Raw genomic sequence first — 13,623 nt, 5'->3', positions numbered from 1 at the left:
CATTGTCACCATGCTCAAACCCATCCTGCTCGTCGAAGACAACCCAAACGACCTCGAGCTGACCCTGCTGGCGCTGGAGCGCAGCCAGCTTGCCAACGATGTGGTCGTCACCCGCGACGGCGCCGAAGCGCTGGATTACCTGCACGCGCGCAACCTGTACGCGCAACGCGTGCCCGGCAACCCGGCCGTGGTGCTGCTCGACTTGAAGCTGCCAAAGGTCGACGGTCTGGAAGTGCTGGCCGAGATTCGCGCCACGCCCGTGCTCAAGAGCCTGCCGGTGGTCATGCTCACCTCGTCGCGCGAAGAAACCGACCTCCTGCGCAGCTACGAACTGGGCGTCAATGCCTATGTGGTGAAACCGGTGGAGTTCCGCGCGTTTGTCGATGCGATTGCCGACCTCGGCGTATTCTGGGCGGTGCTCAACGAACCGCCTCCCGGCTCCACCCGGGCACGCCGCACGTTGCTGCCGGCGAGCTAGCCGCCAATCCGGAGCATTCGCCGCCATGCCCAATCTGCAACTGCTGCTGGTCGAAGACAATCCGCTCGACGCAGAACTGACGCGCGCGCGGCTGGAAACCGCCAACCTGCAGGCCGACACCACGCTGGTCGACAACGAGACCGACTTCATCGCCCAGCTCAGCGAACGGACCTTCGACGCCATCCTGGCCGACTACATGCTGCCGCAGTTCACGGGGGCGGAGGCGCTCGATATTGCGCGCCGCATGGCGCCGCAAACGCCGTTCATCTTCGTATCGGGTGCGCTCGGCGAGGAGCACGCGGTGGACATGCTCAAGCGCGGCGCCACCGATTACGTCATCAAGCAGCGCCTGCAGCGCCTGCCCGTGGTGCTGCTGCGGGCGCTGGCCGAAGCGGCCGAACGCCGCCAGCGCATCGCCGCAGAAGCCGCCCTGCGGGAAGCGGAAACGCATTTCCGCCTGCTGATCAACGCGCTCAAGGAGCACGCCGTGCTCTCGCTCGACCCCCAGGGCATCGTGCGCACCTGGAATGCGGCATCGCGCGGCATTCTCGGGTATGCGCGCGAAGACATCCTGGGCAAGTCAGCCGAGATTCTGTATCCGCAGGCCGCGCGCGAGGCGGGGGAATTCCAGCGCAAGCTCGAACGCGTGCGCCGCGAAGGCAGCCTCACCGACGACCGCTGGATGCTGCGCAAGGACGGCACGCCGTTCTACGCATCAAGCGTGGTCACCGCCATCCACAACGAGACGGGGCAACTGGTCGGCTTCTCCAAGATCATCCGCGACTCCACCGAAGAGCGCATCGCTGCCGACGCCCTGCGCCGTGCAAAGGAAGAAGCCGAGACGGCCAACCACGCCAAGGACCACTTCCTGGCCGTGCTGTCGCACGAGTTGCGCACGCCGCTCACGCCCATCCTGACCGCCGTGCATCTGCTGGAACTGCGCCAGGATCTGCCGGCGTATGTGGTCGCGCAGCTCGAAGTCGTGCGCCGCAATGCCGAGCTGGAAGCGCGCCTGATCGACGACCTGCTCGACATCACCGGCATTGCACGCGGCAAGCTGGCGGTGAGCTTTGCGCTGGTCGATCTGTATCCGCTGCTGGAGAGCACGCTGGAGATGTCGCGCAACGACATGCAGGCCAAGCGACTGTCGCTCAAGACGCGCTTCGAGGCGGGCCGCAGCCGGCTGTATGCCGACGGTGCGCGCATCCAGCAGGTGATCTGGAACCTGGTGCGCAACGCCGTCAAGTTCACACCCGAAGGCGGCGCCATTGAGGTGCGCGTCTGGAACCCATCGCCCTCCACCGTGGCCGTGGCCGTGAAGGACAATGGCATCGGCATCGAGCTCGACGCACTGCCGCGTATCTTCTCGGCGTTCGAACAGGCCGATGCATCGATCACCCAACGCTTTGGCGGGCTGGGCCTGGGCCTGGCGATTGCCTACGCGCTGGTGCAGAAGCACGAGGGCTCATTGATTGCCGAGAGCGCCGGCCGCCACGAGGGCGCTACGTTCACGCTTACGCTGCCCCTCGCGACCGAGAGGGTGCAGCCCGAGACACCGCCCTCGCCGCCCATGCCACGCGCCCAGCCGACGCGCGGCTTGCATGTGCTGCTGGTGGAAGACAACGCCGATACGGCCGAAGCCATGTCGCAGATGCTGGAGATCCTCGGCCACAGCGTCGCCGTGGCCAACGGCGCGCGCACGGCCATGCAGGCTGCTGAATCTGGCACGTTTGATCTGCTGATCAGCGATATTGGCCTGCCGGACGGCAGCGGCCTGGATGTGGTGCGCGTTTTTGCCGAGCGGCAAGCCGCACCATCGATTGCAATTACGGGCTACGGCATGGAAGAAGACATCGCCCGGTGCCGCGACGCGGGCTTTACGGATCACCTGACCAAACCGGTGGACTTCAAGCGCCTGGAAACGTTGATGGCCGGCTACCTGGCCGCGCGCGATGCGCGCACTGCCGGCGTGGGGGCGGGCTGAACCGCGCCAGAACGCCGCAGTCCACTTGCCACCTAGCGGCGCAATAGGCCCCACGCCGCGGGCAGCAGCATGGCGCCCACTACGGCGGCCGTCCAGGCCATGATCTGCCCGTCGGCATAGAGGTGGGCGAACTGGCCGCTGTAGTAACCAAACAACGCGCCAAGCGCACCCGTCACCAGCGCAGCCGCCCACCCCAGGCGTTTGCCTGCGGGATGCAGCCAACGTGCCGCCACGCCCACCGCCAGCCCGATCCATAGCGGCCCGATCCACCCCATGCCTGTTCTCCGTCTTGCCCTTGAGCGATTCAACTGGACGCGTACCTTAGCGCAGGACGCTGCAGAAGGCCACGGTGGCCCCACCACGCGGCGCGTGACGAATAATCGACATTCGTCCACACATGCCACGAGATTTGACCTGGGTCCTGCTCATCCGGGGGCCGGGCGTTATAATCCAAAGTGCTCAAAATTCGTGCCGTCCCCATTTAACCGGCCGCCCCACATGCAGTTGCTGACGCTTGGAATCAACCACCACACTGCGCCGCTTTCCCTGCGCGAGAAGGTGGCGTTTCCGCTCGAGCAGCTCAAGCCCGCGCTGGGCACGCTGCGCCAGCACCTGCCGCACCTCAGAAGCACGGCCGAAGCCGCCATCCTCTCCACCTGCAATCGCACCGAAATCTACTGCGCGACCGACGGCAACCTGCCCGAGCAGACCGCGCACGAGCATGCGATTCGCTGGCTGGCACAGCACCACAACATCGACCCCGGCGAACTTGCGCCCCATGTGTATTCGCTCGGGCAATCGCTGGCGGTACGCCATGCGTTCCGCGTGGCCAGCGGGCTCGATTCGATGGTGCTGGGTGAGACGCAGATCCTCGGCCAGATGAAAGACGCCGTGCGCACCGCCACCGAAGCGGGCGCCCTGGGCACGTACCTGAATCAGCTATTCCAGCGCACCTTTGCGGTGGCCAAGGAAGTGCGCGGCACGACAGAGATCGGCGCGCATTCCGTGTCGATGGCCGCCGCCGCCGTGCGCCTGGCGCAGCGCATCTTCGAGTCGATCGCGGATCAGCGCGTCCTGTTTATTGGCGCCGGCGAGATGATCGAGCTCTGCGCTACGCACTTCGCCGCGCAGACGCCGCGTGAGGTGGTGATCGCCAACCGCACGCTGGAACGCGGCGAGAAGCTCGCCGAATCGCTGTCGAACCAGGGCCTGAACGCGCGCGCCGTGCGCCTGGCCGAACTGCCAACCAAGCTTGCCGAGTTCGACATCGTTGTTTCATGCACGGCCAGCACCCTGCCCATCATCGGTCTGGGCGCCGTGGAGCGCGCCATCAAGCAGCGCCGCCACCGCCCGATGTTCATGGTCGACCTGGCCGTGCCGCGCGACATCGAACCTGAGGTCGCACGCCTGTCCGACGTGTTCCTCTACACCGTGGATGACCTGGGCGCCATCGTGCGCGAGGGCAACGCGCTGCGGCAGGCCGCCGTGGCGCAGGCCGAGGCCATCATCGAAACGCGCGTGCTGAACTTCATGCACTGGCTCGATGCGCGCAGCGTGGTGCCCGTCATCCGGGATCTGCACGCGCAGGCCGAAACGCTGCGCCAGGGTGAGCTGGAACGCGCCCAGCGCATGCTCGCGCGCGGCGATGACCCGGCGCTTGTGCTTGAAGCGCTGTCTCAGGCGCTGACCAAGAAATTCCTCCACGGCCCCACGCATGCGCTCAACCACGCGCAGGGCGAAGGCCGCGAACAGCTCATCGACCTGCTGCCGGCGCTGTTCCGTCAGTCCAGCCACTCCGAGCGCTAGCGGCCAGCGCATCGCCCGCGCGCCGCATGGTTTCACTCTCGGCGCGCAACTTCTGGCGCGGTATCATGCGCCGCCTTCGCTTCCAGCGTTTCCCTCCGCGACTGCCCGAATGAAGCCCAGCATGCTGTCCAAGCTCGACCAACTGGCCGAGCGCATCGTCGAAATCAACGCGCTGCTTGCGCGTGAAGACGCCACCGCCAATCTCGACCAATACCGCAAGCTCACGCGCGAACATGCCGAGCTGGAGCCCGTGGTCGCGCAATTTGCCGCGTGGAAGCAGGCGGAGGAAGACATCGCCACTGCGCAGGAGCTGGCGACCGATCCGGACATGAAGGCGTTTGCCGAGGACGAACTCCGCGCGGCGCGTGAGCGGATGGAATCCCTCGAAGGCGAGCTGCAACGCCTGCTGCTGCCAAAAGACCCGAACGACCATCGCAACATCTTCGTGGAAATCCGCGCTGGCGCGGGCGGCGATGAATCCGCGCTCTTTGCCGGCGACCTGCTGCGCATGTACACGCGTTACGCCGAACGGCAGCGCTGGCAGGTGGAGATCGTCAGCGAATCGCCGTCGGACCTGGGCGGCTACAAGGAAGTGATTGCGCGGCTGGTGGGCGAAGGTGCGTACTCGCGCCTGAAATTCGAATCGGGCGGCCACCGCGTGCAGCGCGTGCCGGCCACCGAGGCGCAGGGGCGCATCCATACGTCGGCCTGCACCGTGGCGATCATGCCCGAGGCCGATGCGCTGGCCGACATCCAGATCAATCCGGCCGACCTGCGCATCGATACGTTCCGCGCGTCCGGTGCGGGCGGCCAGCACATCAACAAGACGGATTCGGCCGTGCGCATTACCCACCTGCCGACCGGCTTGGTGGTGGAGTGCCAGGACGACCGCAGCCAGCACCGCAACAAGGACCGTGCCATGCAAGTGCTGGCTGCGCGCCTGAAGGATCGCCAGGAGCGCGAAGCGCAAGCCAAGGAAGCCAGCGCCCGCAAGAGCCTGATCGGCTCGGGCGACCGCTCCGACCGCATCCGCACGTACAACTTCCCGCAGGGCCGCGTGACCGATCATCGCATCAACCTGACGCTGTACAAGATCGACGCGATCATGGACGGCGACCTCGATGAACTGGTCGGTGCGTTGGCGGCTGAGCACCAAGCGGAGCAGCTTGCGGCGCTCGGGGAAGAGGCCTGAGCGCTCAATCGTTAAAAAGCGCGCCCTCCGTAACATCCGCTTGCGTTTGATACAGGTTTGCGCGATGGCGCGCCGGTCTTGCGTTCCTATAATCGATCTCGATCACGCCGAGTGCATCGCCGGTCGCATCCGGCGCGCACTCACCAACAAGCGCGGCAACATCACGATTAGGAGAATCGCAATGCGTACCCAACTGCTGGCCATCACTGTCGCTACCTCCCTCGCACTGGGCCTGGCCGCCTGCGGCAAGAAAGACGACGCCACCGACCAGGCCGCCAAGAGCGCGATGGAGCAATCGAAAGACGCCGCCAAACAGGCGCTCGACAACGCCGGCACCGCCGTGACCAAGGCTGCAGACGCCGCCAAGGTGGAACTCTCGCAGGCCGCTTCGGATGCGCAAGTCTCCGCGTCGGGCGCACTGGCGCAGGCCAAGGATGCCGCCAAGATTGCGGCCGACAAGACGGCCGACGCGGCCAAGGCTGCAGCAGACAAGACCGCAGACGCCACGAAGGAAGCGGCCGACAAGGTCAAGGACGCGACCAAGCAATAAGCGCTGCTTAACCGCACCGACCCGCTCGCGGGCCCGCGCCACATTGGCCGGGCCCGTGTTATTTTGTGCGCCCCGATCTTCGCTGCTGGTCTGTTGCCGTGTCGTCTGTTCCCGTCATTTCGCCCGAAACCCTGGCTTGCGTGTCCGATGCGCTGACGGCGCTGGCACGCGCCGGCTTGCCTGCGTTGGAAGCGCGCATGCTGGTCTCGCACGTGACGGGCCTGTCGCGCGTGCAACTCATCACGCAAGACACCAGCGCTATCGACGTCGCCGCGCGCGCGCGAATCAGCCAACTCGCCACACGCCGCCTGGCCGGCGAGCCGATGGCCTATCTGCTGGGTGAACGTGAATTCTTCGACCGCACGTTCAAGGTCACGCCGGCCGTGCTCATTCCCCGTCCCGATACGGAATTGCTGGTCGAGCAGGCGCTGGACCGCCTGGAAGAACGCGATGCACCGGCCGTGCTCGACATGGGCACGGGCAGCGGCATCATTGCCATCACAATTGCCCTGGCGCGACGCGACGCGCGCGTGTGGGCCACCGATGCCTCCGCCGATGCGCTGGCCGTGGCGATCGACAACGCCAAGGCGCTGGGCGCAACCAATTTCCGGGCTGCGGTGGGCGACTGGTATGGCGCGCTGGCCAATGCCGATGCGCCCCCCGCCTTCGATCTCATCGCCAGCAACCCACCTTACATAGCGGCCACCGACGCGCATCTCGATCAGGGCGATCTGCGCTTCGAACCCGCCAACGCCCTCACCGACCACGATGACGGCCTGCGACACCTGCGCAGCATCGTCGCAGGGGCGCCTGCGCGGCTTGCCTCGGGCGGCTGGCTACTGCTCGAACACGGCTACGATCAGGGTGAACCCGTGCGCGCGCTGCTGCACGGCGCCGGCTTCGCCAACGTATTCACTTCGCAAGACCTGGCCGGCCATGACCGCTGCAGCGGCGGGCAGTGGCTGGATCAAAACGCCGGTGCGCGTTCCTCGCTAAAATAGTCAGGTTTTCCAATGTGGATGTCAGCCCAAAAACCCGGCTGCCGCCCCTCACCCAATCGAGTCTCCCCATGAGCACCACGCACGAAAAAATCGACCAGATCGTCAAAGGCCACCCCGTCGTCCTCTTCATGAAGGGCACGGCGCAATTTCCGATGTGCGGCTTTTCGGGCCGCGCCATCCAGATCCTGAAGGCCTGCGGCGTGGATCGGCCGCACACCGTCAACGTGCTGGAAGACGACGAAATCCGCCAGGGCATCAAGGACTACGCCAATTGGCCGACCATTCCGCAGCTCTACGTCAAGGGTGAATTCATCGGCGGCTCGGACATCATGATGGAGATGTACCAGAGCGGCGAGCTGCAGCCGCTGCTGGCTGCTTGAGCTGCGTTCTCGTTTCAGCGTGACCTTGCCCGTGAACGCCACAGTCCAGACGCCACCTGTGCGCCGCATCATCGTGGCCATCACGGGGGCGTCCGGGGCAATCTACGGCGTGCGGCTGCTGCAGATTCTGCAGGGCCTGCGCGAATCGGCGGGGGTGGAATCGCACCTGCTGATGTCGCCCGCAGGGCTGATGAACGTGCAGCACGAGCTGCACATGGCACGCGAAGAAGTGGAAGCGCTGGCGCACGTCGTGCATAACGTGCGCGATATCGGCGCAACCATTGCCAGCGGCTCGTTTGCGGCGGAAGCGATGGTGGTGGCGCCCTGCTCGATGAAGACGTTGGCGGCCGTGGCGCACGGCCTGTCGGACAATCTCATTGCGCGCGCGGCCGACGTCACGCTCAAGGAGCGTCGTCGCCTCATCCTGATGGTGCGCGAAACGCCGTTGAATCTGGCGCACCTGCGCAACATGACGGCCGTCACAGAGATGGGCGGAATCGTGTTTCCGCCCGTGCCGGGCTTCTACCAGCGCCCCAAGACGATCGACGACCTCGTCGACCACACGGTCGGGCGCGTGCTGGACCTGCTTGGCTTGCCGCAGACGTTGGCGCCCGGCTGGCCGGGCCTGCGTTCAGCAGACTAGACGCTGATCAGCCAACGGCCGATCAGCGGTGGTGGTAATTGAAGTACACCGAAGGACCACCCCAATAGCCGCCGTAATAGGCCGGATAAGCCGGTGCAACATAGACCGGCGCAGGTGCCACGGCCACCGGTGCCGGATACACCGCGCAACCCCCAAGCGTCGCGGCCAACAAGGCCAGAGCCACGATTTTCATGATTAGCGTCCTTCGGCCCCGCTAGTGGAGCCACGTGGACGTTATAAGCCGACGCGAGCGACGCCGGCGTCATGCGGGTGTAAGCGGTGTAACCGAAAACTACGAACGTGTGTTCGTAAGTTCACTGCTTAGGCGCCGGTTTGCCTGCAGAGGGCTTGGCCATCGCTGCAGGTGCCGAGGCCGCCACACCGGACGCAGGAGCCGGCTTGGGTGCATTCGGATCGACTTCCGCACGCATCTGATCCATGACCGCCCCGGCGCGCGGTGCCCAAAGGAATTCCACCGTGCCGTTCTGCGGCTCTTCGGGAATCGCGTACATCGTGATGATGGTCTGATGGCCTGCCCAGCGCGCACGAAGCGAATCGACCGTCTTGCCAGACTTGAGCTTGAGCGGCGCCTTGCCTTCCTGCGCAGGCTTACCGTAACGATCGGACAGCGCCTGGAAGACGCGCTGCTCGGTATCGACGCCGCGCGTCGGCACGAACATGCCGGCGATGTTGCCATCCTGGTCAATCAGGAGCACGGCCTGCGGCCCATCCATCAACTCGGGGCGCAATGCCTGCGGCACGCCCAGCGAGCGCGTTCGGCCATGCGATTCAAGCGCATCGGAGCAGTATTCGGCGACATCCTTGCCACCATTCGCGCGTACGTCTTCGCACGAAGGCAGCTTGCGCAGCGGCTTGCCCAGCGGGAAGGCATCGAGCAGCACCGCCACGTCGCCGGGATCGCGCACAGCCTTGGCTGGCGCCGCAGACTTGGGAGCCGCCTTGGCTGCGGGTGCTGCAAACGCCACGGGCGCGAGCAACGAGGTCGAAAGGGCAAGCGCGGCAGTTGCCGTGGCGCGTCGCGTCCAGCAGGTCATGCGAACTCCATGGAGGAAAGAGCCGAGAGTGTGCCACGCGGGAATCTCAGCACGCGGCGAAGCGATTCTGACTGCCGGGCGGCGGTGTGCGTTCCCCTCAACCGAACGGTTGACCCGCCACAGACCGCCTGATTACACGCCATTTGACGCGGATCTCGGCCCGATGCGGTCAGAAACATTATCAAAATGTTGCCGGTTTTGATCTCGCAAAGGTACGGCGGGTAAAATCTTGGCGGCACAGACGAATGACCGGCAGGACCGAAGCGTCACGTTCCTCGGCCCGCCGCATAGACGCGATCTCATTTTGAACATTCCCTCCGCTGTTTCCTCCCGCACGCCGGGGGCCGCTCGCGCGGCACGCACCCGTTCGGTAACCGGCTATGCGCGGTTGGCCGTGGGCCTGCTGGCGCTGGCTTCGGCGCATGCTGCGTTGGCCTTCGGTTTCAACGATGTGGCCGTACGCGCCAAGCAACTGGCCTCCAAGCCCTACCAGGCGCCCGCCGACACCCTGCCCCGCGAACTCCGCGAGCTGCGCTACGACCAGTACCGCGAAATCCGCTTCAAGTCCGATCAGGCTTACTGGCGTCGCGACAAGCTGCCATTCGAACTCGGTTTCTTCCACGAGGGGTCCTACTACGACCAGCCCGTGAAGATCAACGAGGTGTCGCCCGCCGGCGTGCGCGAAATCCGCTTCGATCCGCGCCTGTTCGATTACGGTCCGGTCAAGCTCGACCCGAAGCAGTTGCAGAAGCTCGGCTTTGCCGGCTTCCGCGTGCACTATCCGATGAACACGCCCAAATACAAGGACGAGGTCATCGTGTTCCTGGGCGCGTCGTACTTCCGCGGTATCGGCAAGGGGCAGGTCTACGGCCTGTCCGCGCGTGGGCTGGCCATCGACACCGCGCTCAATTCGGGCGAGGAATTCCCCCGCTTCACCGATTTCTGGATCGAACGGCCTGCCGCCAACGCGAAAGAGCTGACGATCTACGCGCTGCTCAACTCGCGCCGCGCCACGGGTGCCTACCGCTTTGTCATCAAGCCGGGCAGCGACACGGCGGTCGACGTCAAGGCGCAGCTGTACATGCGCGAGAACGTGAGCAAGCTGGCCATCGCGCCGCTCACCAGCATGTTCTTCTTTGGCGAGAACCAGCCGGCACCGGCGCTGGATTTCCGCCCCGAAGTGCATGACTCCGACGGCCTGTCGGTGCTTTCCGGCACAGGCGAATGGATCTGGCGTCCGCTGACGAACCCCAAGCGCCTGCTGGTCAGCTCGTTCGGGACGACCAACCCCGGCGGCTTCGGCCTGATGCAGCGTGACCGCGCGTTCTCCAGCTACCAGGAAATCGGCGACCGCTATGAACTGCGCCCGAGCGCGTGGGTCGAGCCCGTCGGCAAATGGGGCGCGGGCCGCGTGGAGCTGGTGCAGATTCCGACGCCAGACGAGACGAACGACAACGTGGTCGCTTACTGGGTACCCGAAAACCCGCCCAAGCCGCATCAGCCGTTCAATCTCGAATACCGCCTGCTGTGGCAGAAGGACGCCGACAAGAAGCCAGCGCTGGCGTGGGTGACGCAGACGCGCCGTTCGCACGGCTGGACAACCAAGCGCCCCGACGAGCGCAAGCCCGACGATACGATCGCTTTCGTGGTCGACTTTGAAGGCCCCGCGCTGGCGAAGCTTCCGCCCAATGCGCCGGTCGAGCCCGTATTCTCGGCAGATGCCAACGGCAAGATCGAATCGATCTTCGGCCAACCCAACACCGCGACCGGCGGATGGCGCGTGACTGTGCGCCTGAAGCGGGTCGACGACGATAAACCCGTCGAAATGCGCGGCTACCTGCGCAGCGGCGGCACCGGACTTTCTGAGACGTGGAGCTACCTGTTACCTCCGGGCTGAATGTGACGACAGCCCAGACTGACGGTGCCGCTGGCACCGCCCCCTCCACCCCCCCTGCCACAGCGCAGTCTGTGGCCGACCATTACCTTGGGGCGCTGCCGCTGGCGGCCGATGCGCGTGCTGCGCTCCTGCGCAACGCGGGCATCACAGCCGCCGACGACGATGCAGCGGCGCTCGCCAAGCTGCATCGTGCGCTGGCGAGGCTCGACCCGGCCCAGACGACCTCGCTCGACGCCGATGCACCGGCCTACGCCTCCGTAGGCTCGCGTCTGGATGCGGCCTATGGCGCCACGCGCGCCGATGCCGCATCGACGGAGCCCTCTGCCGAGCCGGCGCCGCCGCTTGAGCGCGACAGCCAAGGCCGCATCCACCTGGATACCGGGCCCACGCCCGCGCGTCGCTCGATGGTGCCTTGGCCATGGGTGCTCGGGCCGATCTGGCGCACCCGCCAGGCCATCGACCGCTGGATGCATGGCGGCAAGAAGCCGGTGCCGTACGAGGCACCCGACTCGCCGGACCCGAAAGGCATCTGGCGCTTCGTCGGCTCGCGCCGCCGCCTGACGCTGCTGGCGCTGATGATCGCGCAGACCATCGCTGCCACCTGGGCGATGAGCACGGTGCTGCCGTACCACGGCGCCGACTGGCTCGAAGCCATCATCATCGTGCTGTTTGCGGTGCTGTTCTGTTGGGTGTCGGCGGGATTCTGGACGGCCATCACGGGCTTCCTGCTGCTGGCCTTCCACGGCGACCGCTTCGTCATCTCGCGCCGGGCCACGCCGGACGCCACGATTCCGGACGATGCGCGCACGGCCATCGTCATGCCGATCTGCAATGAAGATGTGCAGCGCGTGTTTGCAGGGCTGCGCGCGACGTACGAATCATTGCAGCGCACGGGACATCTGGAGCACTTCGACTTCTTCGTGCTGTCGGACTCCGGCGATCCGGACATCCGCACCGCAGAAGCCGATGCATGGCTGCATATCTGCCGCGCGCTCGATGGTTTCGGTCGCATCTTCTACCGCTGGCGCCGCCACCGCGTGAAGCGCAAGAGCGGCAACATCGACGATTTCTGCCGGCGCTGGGGCGGCAAATACCGCTACATGATCGTGCTTGACGCCGACAGCGTGATGAGCGGCGACTGCCTGACGCGCCTCGTGCAGTTGATGGAAGGTGCGCCCAGCGCGGGCATCATCCAGACCGCGCCGCGCGCCGCCGGCCGCGACACGCTGTATGCGCGTATCCAGCAGTTCGCCACGCGTGTGTACGGGCCGCTGTTCACCGCTGGCCTGCACTACTGGCAGCTCGGCGAATCGCACTACTGGGGCCACAACGCCATCATCCGGCTGGACCCGTTCATCAAGCACTGCGCGCTGGCGCCGATTCCGGGCAAGGGCTCGCTTTCCGGAGAGATCATGTCGCACGACTTTGTCGAAGCCGCGCTGATGCGCCGTGCCGGCTGGGCCGTGTGGATCGCCTACGACCTGGACGGCAGCTACGAAGAAATGCCGCCCAACCTGCTCGACGAGCTGGGCCGCGACCGCCGCTGGTGCCACGGCAATCTGATGAACTTCCGCCTGTTCGGCGCACCAGGCTTCCACCGTGTGCACCGCGCGGTGTTCATCACCGGGGTGATGGCGTATCTGTCTGCGCCGCTGTGGTTCCTGTTCCTGATCCTGTCGACTGCCCTGCTGGCCAAGCACACGCTGATCGCGCCGGAATACTTTACGCAGCCGCGCCAGCTCTTCCCGATCTGGCCGGAGTGGCATCCGGAGAAGGCCGCCGCGCTGTTTTCCGCCACGGCCACCGTGCTGTTCCTGCCGAAGATCCTCAGCGTGCTTGTGCTGTGGGCACAGGGGCCGAAGCGCTTTGGCGGGGCGATCCACCTGGCATTGTCGATGGCGATCGAGGCGGCGTTCTCGGTGCTGGCCGCGCCGGTGCGCATGTTGTTCCACACACGCTTCGTGACGGCCGCCTTCCTCGGCTGGAAGGTGCACTGGAAGTCACCGCCGCGCGAAGACGCGCAGACGCATTGGGGCGACGCTGTACGCCGCCACGGCCTGCACACCGTGATCGGCATCGTCTGGGCCGCCATCGTCTATTGGCTGAACCCGAGCTTCCTGTGGTGGCTTTCTCCAGTGGTGGGCGCGCTGATCGTGTCGATTCCGCTGTCGGTATTCTCCAGCCGTGTGAGCCTGGGCCGCCGCATGCGACGGCTGCGCCTGTTCATGATCCCCGAGGAAGTGCGCCCGCCGCGCGAGCTCCGCGCCACACGCAAGCACCTGCGCAATGCGCCGCCGATGCCTGACTTCCGCCAAGCCGTGGTCGACCCCGTCACCAATGCGCTGATGTGCGCGATCGGCACGGCCCGCTTTCCGCACGACCGGCGGCTGATTGCCGTGCGGGAGGCACACGTGCGCCACGCACTGGAGGTGGGTCCGGACAAGCTCACAGGCAAGCAAAAGCTGGTATTGCTGTCAGATCCGTTCGCGCTGTCGGCGCTGCACCTGGCGGTGTGGTCGTCACCGGAACAGCGAGTGGCCTGGGAGGCTGCACAAGGCTGAACGAGGCGTGCCCGCGTGGAAACCCCGCGCCCCACCAGCGTCTTGCCGGTGGGGCGTTTTACTTCCCGTTACATCC

The 13,623-nt window shown here is 65.8% G+C and carries 13 protein-coding genes; 10 read left to right on the top strand and 3 right to left on the bottom strand.

Annotated elements, in window-relative coordinates; translation table 11 throughout:
• Positions 1 to 10 precede the first annotated feature (10 nt).
• Both ACTJK6_RS23535 and ACTJK6_RS23530 read left to right on the top strand, forming a co-directional pair.
• Positions 11 to 478 carry a response regulator gene (locus ACTJK6_RS23535; protein WP_009241984.1) on the top strand — a complete coding sequence of 156 codons (468 nt, stop codon included), beginning with the start codon at positions 11 to 13 and terminating at the stop codon, positions 476 to 478.
• Positions 479 to 503: 25 nt separating this feature from the next.
• Entirely contained in the window at positions 504 to 2,462 is a 1,959-nt protein-coding gene (locus tag ACTJK6_RS23530) for a hybrid sensor histidine kinase/response regulator (RefSeq protein ID WP_260804124.1), read from the top strand.
• Positions 2,463 to 2,494: 32 nt separating this feature from the next.
• Here the strand turns inward: ACTJK6_RS23530 and ACTJK6_RS23525 are convergent, their stop codons facing one another.
• Positions 2,495 to 2,737, bottom strand: a complete 243-nt coding sequence (locus ACTJK6_RS23525) for a GlsB/YeaQ/YmgE family stress response membrane protein (protein WP_440840284.1) — start codon at positions 2,735 to 2,737, stop codon at positions 2,495 to 2,497.
• 223 nt (positions 2,738 to 2,960) lie between these two features.
• Between ACTJK6_RS23525 and hemA the strand changes: the two genes are divergently transcribed.
• The 6 genes from hemA (at position 2,961) to ACTJK6_RS23495 (ending at position 8,034) form a co-directional block, all read left to right on the top strand.
• A complete protein-coding gene (gene hemA / locus ACTJK6_RS23520) occupies positions 2,961 to 4,268 on the top strand; it encodes a glutamyl-tRNA reductase (RefSeq protein ID WP_116576406.1) in 1,308 nt (435 codons plus the stop codon).
• Positions 4,269 to 4,377: 109 nt separating this feature from the next.
• Positions 4,378 to 5,460: a peptide chain release factor 1 gene (prfA, locus tag ACTJK6_RS23515; RefSeq protein ID WP_260804122.1), complete on the top strand. Its 1,083-nt coding sequence runs from the start codon at positions 4,378 to 4,380 to the stop codon at positions 5,458 to 5,460.
• A gap of 181 nt (positions 5,461 to 5,641) precedes the next feature.
• Positions 5,642 to 6,010 carry a hypothetical protein gene (locus tag ACTJK6_RS23510; protein ID WP_232041132.1) on the top strand — a complete coding sequence of 123 codons (369 nt, stop codon included), beginning with the start codon at positions 5,642 to 5,644 and terminating at the stop codon, positions 6,008 to 6,010.
• A 98-nt stretch (positions 6,011 to 6,108) separates the two neighbouring features.
• A complete protein-coding gene (gene prmC, locus ACTJK6_RS23505) occupies positions 6,109 to 7,011 on the top strand; it encodes a peptide chain release factor N(5)-glutamine methyltransferase (RefSeq protein WP_440840283.1) in 903 nt (300 codons plus the stop codon).
• A gap of 68 nt (positions 7,012 to 7,079) precedes the next feature.
• A complete protein-coding gene (gene grxD, locus ACTJK6_RS23500) occupies positions 7,080 to 7,391 on the top strand; it encodes a Grx4 family monothiol glutaredoxin (protein ID WP_024977796.1) in 312 nt (103 codons plus the stop codon).
• 19 nt (positions 7,392 to 7,410) lie between these two features.
• Complete coding sequence (locus ACTJK6_RS23495) at positions 7,411 to 8,034, top strand: UbiX family flavin prenyltransferase (RefSeq protein ID WP_313903715.1); 624 nt, start codon at positions 7,411 to 7,413, stop codon at positions 8,032 to 8,034.
• A gap of 22 nt (positions 8,035 to 8,056) precedes the next feature.
• On the opposite strand, the gene ACTJK6_RS23490 is transcribed toward ACTJK6_RS23495, so the two are convergent.
• Complete coding sequence (locus tag ACTJK6_RS23490; RefSeq protein ID WP_175537192.1) at positions 8,057 to 8,227, bottom strand: hypothetical protein; 171 nt, start codon at positions 8,225 to 8,227, stop codon at positions 8,057 to 8,059.
• Between the two features lie 121 nt (positions 8,228 to 8,348).
• Positions 8,349 to 9,089 (bottom strand): hypothetical protein, encoded by a 741-nt coding sequence (locus tag ACTJK6_RS23485; protein WP_440840282.1) that lies wholly within the window; start codon positions 9,087 to 9,089, stop codon positions 8,349 to 8,351.
• 310 nt (positions 9,090 to 9,399) lie between these two features.
• Between ACTJK6_RS23485 and ACTJK6_RS23480 the strand changes: the two genes are divergently transcribed.
• Complete coding sequence (locus ACTJK6_RS23480) at positions 9,400 to 10,986, top strand: glucan biosynthesis protein G (RefSeq protein WP_313903717.1); 1,587 nt, start codon at positions 9,400 to 9,402, stop codon at positions 10,984 to 10,986.
• On the top strand, positions 10,959 to 13,547 hold the full coding sequence (mdoH, locus tag ACTJK6_RS23475; RefSeq protein ID WP_440840281.1) for a glucans biosynthesis glucosyltransferase MdoH: 2,589 nt from the start codon (positions 10,959 to 10,961) through the stop codon (positions 13,545 to 13,547). Before ACTJK6_RS23480 ends, mdoH begins: the two co-directional genes overlap by 28 nt.
• Positions 13,548 to 13,623 lie beyond the last annotated feature (76 nt).

It is taken from the genome of Ralstonia sp. 22086, from assembly GCF_052045975.1.
In the GTDB taxonomy this organism is placed as follows: domain Bacteria; phylum Pseudomonadota; class Gammaproteobacteria; order Burkholderiales; family Burkholderiaceae; genus Ralstonia; species Ralstonia wenshanensis.
Note: the sequence above shows the minus strand (reverse complement) of the source record. Positions and strands in the feature narration are given on the sequence as shown.